This is a genomic window from Streptomyces purpurascens (assembly GCF_045040895.1).
Classification (GTDB): Bacteria; Actinomycetota; Actinomycetes; order Streptomycetales; family Streptomycetaceae; genus Streptomyces; species Streptomyces purpurascens.
The window spans coordinates 4,766,016-4,778,351 of the sequence record NZ_CP108341.1 but is presented as its reverse complement, the minus strand read 5'-3'; the positions used below and the strand labels follow the sequence as shown (position 1 = coordinate 4,778,351).

Here is a 12,336-nt window from a genome sequence, read left to right as displayed (position 1 = left end):
CTGAAGGCGCGGCCGCTCAGACGCCGATGTCGGAGCCGTCCGCGCGCCACACGGCCACGACCGCCGGCCGGACGTACTTCCCGGGCCCGTCGGGCCAGGTGCTGGCCGGCTTCTCCACGGACGCGCCGTCGATCTCGCCCGGGTGCTGCACGGAGACGAGGACGCGCCGGTCCTGGATGATCGGACCGCAGGTCTCGGCGCCCTTCGGCACGGTCAGGAACTGCTTGAGCTCACCGCGCCGCTCACCCCGCGTCGCCACGCCGAACAGGCCGTCGTGCGAGCCGAGCTGGGCGCCGTCGGTGGACATCCACAGGTTGCCGTAGGGGTCGAAGGCGACGTTGTCCGGGCAGGAGATGGGGCTGACGCCGTCCTTCGGGAACCCGGCGAAGTACGTCGCCGGGTCGTCCGGGTCACCGGCGACCAGGAACAGCGACCAGGCGAACTTCGTGCTCTCGGGCCGGTTCCAGCGCTCGGTGAGCTCCAGCACGTGCCCGTGCTTGTTGGCGTGGCGCGGGTTGGCCTCGTCCGCCTTGGCGTTGGAGCCGACACCGCGGTTGGTGTTGTTGGTCAGGGCGACGTACACCTTGCCGGTCACCGGGTTGGGCTCGATGTCCTCGGGCCGGTCCATCTTGGTGGCGCCCACCTTGTCACCGGCGAGCCGGGTGAAGACGAACACCTCCTCCGCGGTCATCCCGTCCACATGCGAGACGGCACCCTTCGCGGTGGCGGTGGCCAGCGGAATCCACTGCCCGCTCCCGTCGAACTCCCCGTCCTTCGGCAGCTTGCCCGTGCCGTCGATCTCGAGGGCGGGGGAGTCACCGGTGAGCTTGGCGACGTACAGCGTCCCCTCGTCGAGCAGCGAGAGGTTGTGCTCGCGCACGGCACGCGAGGACCCGTGACGCATCCGCTTGCTGCCGACGAACTTGTAGAAGTAGTCGAACCGCTCGTCGTCACCGGAGTACACGACGGGCCGCCCGTCCTGCGTGAGCCGCACGGTCGCGGCCTCGTGCTTGAACCGCCCGAGCGCGGTGTGCTTGCGCGGCGTCGACTCCGGATCGTACGGATCGAACTCGACGACATACCCGAACCGGTGCACCTCGTTCGGCTCCTGGGCGACGTCGAACCGCTTGTCGAACCGCTCCCACTTCCGCTCGGTCGCGCCGGTCCCGACCCCGTACCGCTTGTCGGTGTCCCGGCTCGCGTTGCCGAAGTACTGGTTGAAGTTCTCCTCGCCGTGCAGGGTCGTGCCCCACGGGGTGACCCCGCCCGAGCAGTTGTTGAGGGTGCCGAACACCTTGGTGCCGGTCGGGTCCGCGGAGGTCCGCACGAGCTTCGACCCGGCGACGGGCCCGGTCAGCCGGAACTCGGTGGTGACGGTGACGCGCCGGTTGAGCTGATGCCGCGAGACGACGGTCAGCTTCCCCGTCTTCCGGTCCCCCTCCACCACCACGGCGGACAGCCCGTGCGCGGCCCAGGCGATCTCGGCCTGCTCACGGGTGGGGTTGGCGGCGTCGTACCCCCGGAACATCAGGATCTCGTCGGTGTACTCGTGATTGGCGACGAGCAGCTGCCTGCCCCGCTCACCCGGCAGCGGAAGGAGGGCGAGAAAGTCACAGTTGTACCCGAACTGCCCGGCCTGCGCCTTGGCGGTCTGCTTCTCCGGGTCGAAGGCGGGCGCCCCGCGCAGGATGGGCTCGCCCCAGCGGATGACGACGTTCTGCCCGTACCCGTCCGGCACGGTCACGGCGTCGGTGGTGTTGGGCGCGACGGGCGCGAAGCGCAGCCCGCGCGCGCCCTTGTGTTTACGCCGGGCGACCGCGGCGGCGTCCGCTGCCGTCGCCGGTGCGGATGCCGGTGCCGCACCGGCGGGTTGCGCCTGCCCGAGACCCACGGCCCCCGCACCCGCGGCGCCCACGGTCACCACGGCCGCGGCCCGCATCATCGACCGGCGGCTGAGCGCACCGGCGATCACATCACCGACGTACTCGTTGGAGCTGGTGTTGGGCACCTCGTGGAAGCAGGCGTCACCACACCGGAAACGACAGGTCATGGCGGACCGGCCGCCAGGGTGCGAACCGGACGGCGTTCCGATCAACGGCAGCAGCTTTCGCACTTTGCTCTCTCCTTGGATGCCCTTGGTGTCAGCGTGACCGTAGGAGCACATACGTGCGGGAGCCGGGCGCCTGGATGAACTGCGGGTGAACCTGCGGCATCCGTGCGGCAGTTGCTTCGATTCAGCAGGGCGACACCGTCGCGGGCCGGATGTCCCCTTGACAGTCTGTGCCTCGCACACCCGACCCTGCCCAAGATCACACAGGAGGGCCGCTAACCTTACGTGTCCGTCCTGGCCAGGGATTGACGGGCTTCAACTCACGCGAAGGGTTGCGCGCACATGGGCATTCTCACTCTCTTGCGGAACGCGTTCGGACGGTCACGCAAGTCACGGACCGCCGAGGCGGAGGGTGCGGCGCGGCCGACGACGACCCCGGAGGAGCCGACGGCAACGCCGCCGGCCGACACATCGACGCCCCGGGGCCAGGTACCCGCCCAGGAGCCCCCGACCGCCTCCGGCGAACGCCAGACCCCCTCCCCCACGGCGAACGTCCCCGAACCCCGCACCTCCTCCCCCGACGAACACGACCTGGTCTCCGCGGCCTTCGACAAGGTGGCGGCGGTACCTCGGCCGACGCGCTCTTCGGAGACCGACGAGGCGGCGCCGGCTGAGGCTGAGGCTGCGGCGGGGGAGACGCCGGAGGCGGCGGTTGCCGAGCCGACGGCTGCCGAGGAGCCGGCTGTCGCGGAGAAGGCCGCGGTCGCGGAGGAACCGGAGGTCGTCGAGAAGCCGACGGTCGTCGAGGAACCGGCGGTCGTCGAGGAACCGGCGGTTGCGGAGGAGCCCGAGGGCACCGAGAAGCCGGCGGTCGCGGAGGCCGCGGAGAAGGCCGCTGCCGTCGAAGAGCCGACGGCCGCCGAAAAGCCGGCAGTCGCCGAGGAGCCCGAGGGCACCGAGAAGCCGGCGGTCGCGGAGGCCGCGGAGAAGGCCGCTGCCGTCGAAGAGCCGACGGCCGCCGAAAAGCCGGCAGTCGTCGAGGAGCAGCCGGCTGCTGCCGATGAGGCGGAAGCCGCAGGACCGACCGCTGCCGAGACGCCGGCGGCTGCCGAGCCCGAGGCAGCTCCGGAAGAAGCGAAGCCGGTGGCCCAGGCGAAGCCGGAGGCCCAGGACGAGGCCGTTAACGAGGCCGAGCCCGAGCCTGCCGCGGAACAGCCGGAGCCGGAGCCGGAACTGAAGCCGGAGCCGGAAGCGGAGCCGAAGGCGGAAGCGACCCCGCAGCCAGAGGCTGAGGCCCCCGCACCCGCCGACGGCGAATCCGCCCCACAGGGGCCACCCGCACCCGACAACGATGACCGCACGGGTGGTGCGGGTGGGAACGACTCGGCCGAAGGCGAAGCCGAGGCCGACACAGAACCCGCAACCGAGGGCGACGCAACCCCCGCCCTCCCCCTCACCCGCGTAAAGTCCCACGCCCCCGGCCTCACCACCGCCTACAAGGCCGCCACCACCACCCTCAAGACCCACAACCTCACCGGCACCCGAGCCAAGGTCTACCTCGTCCTCGACCGCTCCGCCTCCATGCGCCCGTACTACAAGGACGGCTCCGCCCAGGCCCTCGCCGAACAGACCCTCGCCCTCGCCGCCCACCTCGACCCCGAGGCCACGGTCCAGGTCGTCTTCTTCTCCACCGAACTCGACGGAACCGGCGAGATCACCCTCGCCGACCACGAGAACAAGATCGACACCCTGCACGCGAGCCTCGGCCGCATGGGCCGCACCAGCTACCACGCGGCAGTGGAGGCAGTCCTCGCCCACCACAGCAAGGAAGCGGCGACCGACACCCCGGCCCTGGTGATCTTCCAGACGGACGGCGCCCCCGACGCCAAGACCCCGGCAACCCAGGCCCTCACCGACGCGGCCAAGTCCCACCCCGCCGTCTTCTTCTCCTTCGTCGCCTTCGGCGACCCGGAGAACAAGGCCTTCGACTACCTCCGCAAGCTCAAGACCCCCAACACGTCCCACTTCCTCGCCGGCGAAACCCCCCGCGAGCTCACGGACAAGGAGCTCTACGAGGGCGTCCTGGCGAACTGGCGCCCGTAGCCCCTCAGCGCTCCACCGACGCCGCCCGCTTCTCACCCCGTAAAAGGGGAGGCGGGCGGCGTACCCATGTCAGCTACGATTTCAAGGTTCCGTAGACGACCGAGACCACGAGATCGTCACCCCGCGTAGCGACTTGGGAGCAGCCCGCGATGGCTCGACACCTCATCACCAGCGCCCTTCCGTACATCAACGGGATCAAGCACCTGGGCAACATGGTGGGGTCCATGCTCCCGGCAGACGTCTACTCACGGTATCTGCGCCAGCGCGGCCACGAGGTCCTGTACATCTGCGCCACGGACGAGCACGGCACCCCGGCAGAGCTCGCCGCCAAGGAGCAGGGCATCCCCGTGGACGAGTTCTGCGCCCAGGCCCACGACCAGCAGAAGGCGATCTACGACGGCTTCAACCTGGCCTTCGACTACTTCGGCCGCAGCTCCTCGCCGCAGAACCACGAGATCACGCAGGAGATCGCCCGCGAGCTCAAGACCAACGGCTTCATCGAGGAACGCTCGATCCGCCAGGTCTACTCGAACGCCGACGGCCGTTTCCTGCCCGACCGCTACATCATCGGCACCTGCCCGCACTGCGGCTACGACAAGGCCCGCGGCGACCAGTGCGAGAACTGCACCCGCGTCCTGGACCCGACCGACCTGATCGACGCCCGCTCGGCGATCAGCGGCAGCAGCGACCTGGAGGTCCGCGAGACCAAGCACCTCTTCCTCCTCCAGTCGGTGCTGGCCGGCGAGGTCGAGGCATGGGTCGACGAGCGCGCCGACAACTGGCCGGTGCTGGCCTCGTCCATCGCCCGCAAGTGGCTCACCGAGGGCCTGCACGACCGCGCGATCACGCGTGACCTGGACTGGGGCGTCCCGGTCCCGGCCGACACCTGGCCCGACCTGGCGGCCGAGGGCAAGGTCTTCTACGTCTGGTTCGACGCCCCGATCGAGTACATCGGCTCGACGAAGGAGTGGGCGGACCAGGACCCGGAGAACCGTGACTGGCGCTCCTGGTGGTGGAAGTCGGACGCGGACGTCCACTACACGCAGTTCATGGGCAAGGACAACGTCCCCTTCCACAGCGTGATGTTCCCCGCGACCCTGCTGGGCACCCGCGCCCCGTGGAAGAAGGTCGACGTCATCAAGGCCTTCAACTGGCTGAACTACTACGGCGGCAAGTTCTCGACGTCGCAGCGCCGAGGGGTCTTCACACACGACGCCCTCGAAATCCTGCCCGCCGACTACTGGCGCTACTTCATGATGGCGAACGCCCCCGAGTCGGACGACTCGTCCTTCACCTGGGAGCACTTCACGGCCACGGTCAACAAGGACCTCGCCGACACCCTCGGCAACTTCGTCAACCGCGTCCTGTCCTTCTCCAAGAAGCGCTTCGGCGAAGAGGTCCCGGCAGGCGCCGAGCCCGGCGAGGCGGAGGCGAAGCTGGGCGAGGAGGTCGCCCGCCTGCTCGCGGAGTACGAGGCCCAGATGGAGGCCATCCAGTTCCGCAAGGCCGCGGCCGCGCTGCGCGCCCTGTGGTCGGCGGGCAACTCCTACCTGGAGGAGAAGGCCCCCTGGCTGGAGATCAAGACCAACCCGGAGGGCGCCGCCCTCACCCTCCGCACGGCGATGAACCTGATCCACCTCTACGCCGTGGTCTCCGAGCCGTTCATCCCGACCTCGGCGAAGACGATGCGCGAGGCGTTCTCCCTGGAGAACGACACCGCGACCTGGGTCACCCGGGACGAGGCGAAGTCCCTGTCCTCGGTCCCCGCCGGCACCCCGTTCACCATCCCGCCGGTCCTGTTCGCCAAGCTCACGGACGAGGACCTGGAGTCGTACAAGACCCGCTTCGGCGGCGAGAGCGAGTAGGTCAGGGCGTAACGGTCGTAACACGCTCGCTACAGCGCGGGGCCCGGGAGAACGAGCACCTTCTCCCGGGCCCCGCGCTTTGCGAAGATCGCACAAAGCACGGCAACCCGGCCACCCGGCCGCCGCCACTCACCACGGGGGTTTCCATGGCACTCTTCGGCAACGCGCACACCGTAGACCCGGCCTCGGCCCAGCAGGACTACGCCCGCCTCCTCGGCCACGGCGAACAGGTCCACGCCGCGTACCTCCTCATCCGCGACACCATCCTCTTCACCGACCGCCGCCTGATCCTGATCGACAAGCAGGGCATCACCGGCAAGAAGGTCGAGTACCACTCGGTCCCCTACCGCAGCATCACCCACTTCGCGGTGGAAACCGCCGGCACCTTCGACCTCGACGCCGAACTCAAGATCTGGCTCTCCGGCTCCCAGCTCCCGATCCAGAAGACCTTCACCAAGGGCGTCGACATCTACGAGGTCCAGGCGATCCTGACCCAGTTCGTGGCGAGGTAGCGCCCGAACGTTTCGCCCAAGCTCGAAAGAGTGAACTCACGGCCATCCACCGCATATGCCAGGGCCATTGGACCTAGCTTGCGCACATGGTCACATCAACCCATGAGACCTCGCACCGGATCTTCCAGGACCATCCGGAGGTTCTCACCCCAGTCTTCGAAGCGTTGGGTCTACCAGCGCCCGCGAAGGCAATCGTCGAGGCGCTCACGCCCGACGCAACCGAGATCAAGCCGCTTGAGCGCCGGGTGGACACGGTGCTCAAGGTCGAGCCGTCCGAGGGGGACGGCTTCCTCATCGCGATCGAGGCCCAGACCGCCCGGGCTCCCGGCAAGGGGACCAGCTGGGCCTACTACGTGGCGTACCTGCACGCGAAATTCGGCATGCCCGTACTACTGGTCGCGGTCTGCAAGCACCGGCCGACCGCGACTTGGGCGGCCGGCCCCTTTGAGTGCCGCGTCGGCACCTGGACGACCCAGAGCACCCGCCCTTTCGTGCTGGGACCCGACAACGTTCCGGAGATCACCGACGAGTCCGCTGTCGCCCGGCAACCGGCCCTGGCCACGCTTTCAGCCATCGTGCATAGCGGAAGCCAGAATGCCCCCGCCATACTCGGCATGGTGGCCCGCGGCATGCGGACGCTCGACGAGGCCACAGCGAAATACTGGTGCGAATGGCTTGAAGTCGGGCTGGAGAACACTCCGGTCCGGGATACCTGGAGAGAGCTGGAGAAAATGGTCGCCACTTACTTCCCGGGCAGGGGAACCCTCTTCGAGCAGACGTACCTGGAAGGCAAGGCCGAAGGCAAAGCCGAAGCCATCCTCCAGGTGCTGGACAAGCACAGCGTCCCCATCTCCGAAGCCACCCGCGACCGCATCACGTCCTGCACCGACCTCGACACTCTCGCCCTCTGGTTCGGCCGCTCCCTGACGGCCACCACGGCGGCGGACCTGTTCGCCGAGGAGTGAGCGGCAGCCCGCCCCGGTCCAGGAAACCTGGAGAGAGCTGGAGAAAATGGTCGGCACTTACTTCCCGGGCAGGGGAACCCTCTTCGAGCAGACGTACCTGGAGGGCAAGGCAGAAGGCAGGGCAGAAGATCGCACGATGCTCATCCTCCGCGTGCTGGAGAAGCGTGGCATCGACATCCCCGAGACGGCCAGGGAACGCATCACCTCCTGCACCGACCTCGACACCCTCACCCTCTGGTTCGACCGCTCCCTGACGGCCACCGCGGCGGAGGAGCTGTTCGCGGACGGCCAGGCCAGCCCGGCCTGACAGGCAGACGGACACCAGAAGGCGCCCGGGGTGACCGCACCCCGGGCGCCTCCGTGTCGCAGGAGTCAGCGCGCTACCCCACTGCCGCCTCCCCCTTCACCCCCGTACGACCGCCCGAGCCCGCCCGCGGCCCCCGGTTGGTGTGCCGTACGAACGCCACCCCCAGCACGGCCAGAATTGACGCCGCCGACAGTGTGTACAGCCCCCCGTTCGTGCTGCCCGTCGTGTCCTTCAGGTACCCGAACAACGTCGGCGAGACGAATCCACCCAGGTTGCCGATCGAGTTGACCAACGCCAACCCCGGCGCCGCGATCTTCAGGTCGAGGCCCGACTGGGCCATCGGCCAGAACAGTGTGGCCGCGCACTTGCCGCCGACCGCGGCCAGCGTGAGGGCGATGAGGCCGAACCAGGGCGAGCCGAGGGTGGCGAGGAACGTGCCGATGGCGGAGAGGACCAGGGCGATCGCCAGGTAGGGACGGCGGTCCGGGGCGCGGTCGGTGAAGTGGCTCATCGTGTACATCGCGATGACGGCGCAGACCCACGGGATCGCCGACAGCAGGCCGATCTGGAAGGGCGACAGTCCGCCGATCTCCTCCACCAGGCTCGGCAGCCAGAAGGTGATCGCGTAGCCGGTGAGGGCCATCGCGAAGAAGACGGCGGTCAGGACAGCGACCTGCGGGTGGAAGATCAGTTTCATACGTGACACCGAGGGGGCACGGTCCCGCGCCTCCTTGTCCCGGGCCACCGCCTCGCTCAGCGCGTCCTTCTCCTCCTGCGTGAGCCACTTGGCGTCCTGGATCCGGGAGACGAGGAAGAACCCGGCGATGAAGCCGACCAGGATGGAGAAGGCTCCTTCGAGGGCGAACATCCAGCGCCAGCCGGCGATGCCGCCCGCGCCGTGCAGCTCCAGCAGCGCGCCCGTGATCGGGCCCGTCACGATGTACGCCGTCGCCGAGCCGCCCAGGAAGATCGCACTGGCCCGGCCCCGGCTGGAGTCCGGCAGCCACTGGGTGAAGTACAGGAGCACACCGGGGAAGAAGCCGGCCTCCGCGACACCGAGCAGGAAGCGCAGCGAGTAGAACATCCACACGTTGTGGATGAAGCACATCGCCACGATCACCGCACCCCAGGTGATCATGATCCGGGTCAGCCAGACCCGGGCGCCGAGCCGCTCCAGGAGCATGTTGCTCGGCACTTCGAACAGGGCGTATCCGATGAAGAACAGGCCCGCTCCGAGGCCGTAGGCGGTGGCGCTGACTCCGACGTCGGCCCGCAATTCGTTCTGGACGAAGCCCACGTTCGTCCGGTCCATCTGGTTGACCAGCAGCATCAGGACCAGGATCGGCAGCATGCGGCGCAGGAACTTGCTTACCGCTCGCTGCTCGACCTCAGGTATGGCGGTCGCGGCTTCTGACATCGTTGTCTCCCTCGATGTGCACATACGTGAACAGCAATCACGTACGCGTTCTCGAAGGGACCTTATGGAGGCCCGCCTTCCGGGTCAACGGATTGAGCAGAAGTACATATATGTGAATGTGGGGCGGACGTCCCGTAGACGTCCGCCCCACACACCCCCAGTCCGTCAGCTACGTCAGCTCGCGGAAGCCGACGTCGATGCCGGCGCCGACGCGCCCGGCTGGACCGCGTCATCCGTGCCGTCGTGCGTCGCCTCGGGGTCGACGCCCAGGGTGAGGGTGGCGACGACGCCCTTGGCGATGGCGTTCTTCCGGTACTTGAGCTTCAGCAGCCCGCCCTCGGTTCCGTTGCCGGGGTAGATGGTGTCCTCGTCGAGGGTGGTGCGGGTCGTGGTGTTGGTGGAGTACGGCTCGGCCTCGGCGGAGGCCAGCACGGACTCCTCGTCGAAGAAGAGCTGCCCGGTGTGGCAGGTGGTGCCGCCCTCGTAACCGGCGTCGGTCCAGGTGCCGTTGACATGCACCTTGGTGTGGATGTGCACACAGCGGCCCTGGTACCAGCCGGGGAAGACCGTACGGAACTCGACGAAGCCCCGCTTGTCCGTGCGCCAGGTGCCGCGCAGATAGCGCTCGTCGTCGGTCGGCTCCTGGTGGCCTCCACCACCGCCGCCACCGCCGGGAGGCGGGCCCGTGGGCGTGCCGGTCGGCGTACCGGAGGGCGGCGTACCGCCCCCGCCGCCACCGCCGCTGCCCATGTCCTCGTAACCCGAGTACACGCCCAGCGCGTTGCAGTGCCAGATGTCGACGGCAGCGTTCGCGAGGGGCTTGCAGCTCTCGGAGTCGATCACCTTGAGGCGCAGGGTGAGCGGGATGCCCTCCTGGTCCTCGGTGACGTCCCGGCGGAGCTTGTCCGCGTCGATGTAGTAGGGGCCCTCGGTGGTCTCAGAAGTCAGCTTGTAGCAGGCCTCGCCCGAGCCGGCGGCGGCCGTTCCCTTGGCGGCCCTCGGCTCCTCCCCGGCGAACGCGCCCGCCGCGAACGTACCGCCGACGCCCGCCGCCACCACCGCACCGGCGCCCGCGGCGACGACCTTACGGCGTGTGAGATCCCGTTTGTGTTTCGGCCCTTGGGCCGTTTCCTGTCCCGTCATGGGAAGGGAAGCTAGGGAGCGCGTCTGTCAGGAACCTGGGTACGAGCTGGGTAAATGCCCTGGGTACGAAAGTGGCTCGGAACCGACGCCGGTTCCGAGCCACCTACGCGTTCGCCGGAAGTCCTACTTCGGCTGCGGCTTGCGCACCGACAGGTGCAGCTCCCTCAGCCGCGCCTCCTCCAGCTCCGTCGGCGCGCCCATCATCAGGTCCTGGGCGTTGCCGTTGAGCGGGAAGGAGATGGTCTCGCGGATGTTGGGCTCGTCGGCGAGCAGCATGACGATGCGGTCGACGCCCGGGGCGATGCCGCCGTGCGGCGGGGCGCCGAAGCGGAAGGCGCGCAGCATGCCGGCGAACTTCTCCTCGACCGTCTCGCGGTCGTACCCGGCGATCTCGAAGGCCTTGAGCATGATCTCCGGCTCGTGGTTCCGGATCGCGCCGGAGGACAGCTCGACGCCGTTGCAGACGATGTCGTACTGCCAGCCCAGGATGTCCAGCGGGTCCTGGGTCTCCAGTGCCTCCAGACCGCCCTGCGGCATGGAGAAGGGGTTGTGCGAGAAGTCGATCGCGCCGGTCTCCTCGTCCTTCTCGTACATCGGGAAGTCGACGATCCAGCAGAAGCGGAAGACGTTCTCCTCGAAGTGCCCGGCACGCTTGGCGGCCTCGACCCGCACCGCGCCCATGATCTTCGAGACCTCGTCGAACTCGCCCGCGCCGAAGAACACGGCGTGACCGGCGGCCAGGGACAGGCGCTTGGTCAGCTCGGCGACGTTCTCCTCGGTGAGGAACTTCGCGATCGGGCCGGACAGCGACCCGTCCTCGGCGACGCGGACCCAGGCCAGGCCCTTGGCGCCCTGGGAGACGGCGTAGTCACCGAGCTGGTCGAAGAACTTGCGGGGCTGCGCCGAGACGTCCGGCACCGCCAGGGCACGCACGTGCTTGCCGGCGAACGCCTTGAACTCCGAGCCCTCGAAGACATCGGTGATGTCGACGAGTTCGAGCTGGGCGCGCAGGTCCGGCTTGTCGGAGCCGTACTTCAGCATCGCCTCGCGGAACGGGATCCGCGGGAACGGCGAGGTGACGTGGCGTCCGCCGCCGAACTCCTCGAACAGCTCGGTCATCAGCTTCTCGACCGGCTGGAAGACGTCCTCCTGCTCGACGAAGCTCATCTCGACGTCGAGCTGGTAGAACTCGCCCGGCGAGCGGTCCGCGCGGGCGTCCTCGTCGCGGAAGCAGGGCGCGATCTGGAAGTAGCGGTCGAAGCCGGAGATCATCAGCAGCTGCTTGAACTGCTGGGGCGCCTGGGGAAGGGCGTAGAACTTGCCCGGGTGCAGACGGGACGGGACGACGAAGTCGCGGGCGCCCTCGGGGGAGGTCGCGGACAGGATCGGCGTCGCCATCTCGTTGAAGCCCAGCGCCGTCATCTTGTGCCGGATCGCCGAGATGACCGCCGTGCGCAGCATGATGTTGCGGTGCATGCGCTCGCGGCGCAGGTCCAGGAAGCGGTACTCCAGGCGCCGCTCCTCGTTGACCCCGTCCTCGGCGTTGATGGTGAAGGGCAGCGGGGCGGCCGCGCCGAGCAGCTCGACGTCGCCGACCTCGACCTCGACCTCACCGGTCGGCAGCTCGGGGTTGATGTTCTCCCCGCCACGGGAGACGACCTTGCCGTCGATGCGGACGGTCGACTCCTTGGAGAGCTTGTCGAGAGCCTCGTAGGAGGGCGTGCCGGGACGGGCGACGAGCTGCGTGATGCCGTAGTGATCGCGCAGATCGATGAAGAGGATGCCGCCCAGGTCGCGCCGATTGTGCAGCCAGCCACTCAGCCGGACGTCGGTGCCGACGTCAGAGGCGCGGAGCTCGCCGCAGGTGTGGGACCTGTACCGATGCATCGTCGTTCATCCAGTCTTCGCTGATCGGGGTCTGTGTTTCACGTGAAACTGGTCCCCAGCGTACCGGGCAGGGCAAGATCGGCTCTC

Annotated in this window: 9 protein-coding genes; 5 read left to right on the top strand and 4 right to left on the bottom strand. The window is 68.6% G+C overall.

The window, feature by feature from the left end; translation table 11 throughout:
* Positions 1–16: 16 nt before the first annotated feature.
* A complete protein-coding gene (locus OHU35_RS21765; protein ID WP_189725488.1) occupies positions 17–2,113 on the bottom strand; it encodes a PhoX family phosphatase in 2,097 nt (698 codons plus the stop codon).
* Between the two features lie 279 nt (positions 2,114–2,392).
* On the opposite strand from OHU35_RS21765, the gene OHU35_RS21760 reads away from it, so the two are divergent.
* The 5 genes from OHU35_RS21760 (at position 2,393) to OHU35_RS21740 (ending at position 7,802) form a co-directional block, all read left to right on the top strand.
* Entirely contained in the window at positions 2,393–4,153 is a 1,761-nt protein-coding gene (locus tag OHU35_RS21760; protein WP_405506456.1) for a VWA domain-containing protein, read from the top strand.
* A 149-nt stretch (positions 4,154–4,302) separates the two neighbouring features.
* Positions 4,303–6,018: a methionine--tRNA ligase gene (gene metG, locus OHU35_RS21755; RefSeq protein ID WP_189727090.1), complete on the top strand. Its 1,716-nt coding sequence runs from the start codon at positions 4,303–4,305 to the stop codon at positions 6,016–6,018.
* Positions 6,019–6,164: 146 nt separating this feature from the next.
* Positions 6,165–6,530 carry a PH domain-containing protein gene (locus OHU35_RS21750; protein ID WP_189727091.1) on the top strand — a complete coding sequence of 122 codons (366 nt, stop codon included), beginning with the start codon at positions 6,165–6,167 and terminating at the stop codon, positions 6,528–6,530.
* Positions 6,531–6,616: 86 nt separating this feature from the next.
* Positions 6,617–7,495 (top strand): hypothetical protein, encoded by an 879-nt coding sequence (locus OHU35_RS21745; protein WP_405506453.1) that lies wholly within the window; start codon positions 6,617–6,619, stop codon positions 7,493–7,495.
* Between the two features lie 136 nt (positions 7,496–7,631).
* Entirely contained in the window at positions 7,632–7,802 is a 171-nt protein-coding gene (locus tag OHU35_RS21740; RefSeq protein ID WP_405506451.1) for a hypothetical protein, read from the top strand.
* 73 nt (positions 7,803–7,875) lie between these two features.
* On the opposite strand, the gene OHU35_RS21735 is transcribed toward OHU35_RS21740, so the two are convergent.
* The 3 genes from OHU35_RS21735 to aspS form a co-directional block, all read right to left on the bottom strand.
* A complete protein-coding gene (locus OHU35_RS21735) occupies positions 7,876–9,219 on the bottom strand; it encodes an MFS transporter (RefSeq protein WP_359891100.1) in 1,344 nt (447 codons plus the stop codon).
* A 174-nt stretch (positions 9,220–9,393) separates the two neighbouring features.
* Positions 9,394–10,362: an intradiol ring-cleavage dioxygenase gene (locus tag OHU35_RS21730; protein WP_359891103.1), complete on the bottom strand. Its 969-nt coding sequence runs from the start codon at positions 10,360–10,362 to the stop codon at positions 9,394–9,396.
* A gap of 123 nt (positions 10,363–10,485) precedes the next feature.
* On the bottom strand, positions 10,486–12,249 hold the full coding sequence (gene aspS, locus OHU35_RS21725) for an aspartate--tRNA ligase (protein WP_405506448.1): 1,764 nt from the start codon (positions 12,247–12,249) through the stop codon (positions 10,486–10,488).
* Positions 12,250–12,336 lie beyond the last annotated feature (87 nt).

Coding starts and splice junctions, on each gene's coding strand:
- OHU35_RS21760 (WP_405506456.1), top strand. CDS start 2,393: ATGGGCATTCTCACTCTCTTGCGGAACGCGTTCGGACGGTCACGCAAG.
- metG (WP_189727090.1), top strand. CDS start 4,303: ATGGCTCGACACCTCATCACCAGCGCCCTTCCGTACATCAACGGGATC.
- OHU35_RS21750 (WP_189727091.1), top strand. CDS start 6,165: ATGGCACTCTTCGGCAACGCGCACACCGTAGACCCGGCCTCGGCCCAG.
- OHU35_RS21745 (WP_405506453.1), top strand. CDS start 6,617: ATGGTCACATCAACCCATGAGACCTCGCACCGGATCTTCCAGGACCAT.
- OHU35_RS21740 (WP_405506451.1), top strand. CDS start 7,632: ATGCTCATCCTCCGCGTGCTGGAGAAGCGTGGCATCGACATCCCCGAG.
- OHU35_RS21735 (WP_359891100.1), bottom strand. CDS start 9,219: ATGTCAGAAGCCGCGACCGCCATACCTGAGGTCGAGCAGCGAGCGGTA.
- OHU35_RS21730 (WP_359891103.1), bottom strand. CDS start 10,362: ATGACGGGACAGGAAACGGCCCAAGGGCCGAAACACAAACGGGATCTC.
- aspS (WP_405506448.1), bottom strand. CDS start 12,249: ATGCATCGGTACAGGTCCCACACCTGCGGCGAGCTCCGCGCCTCTGAC.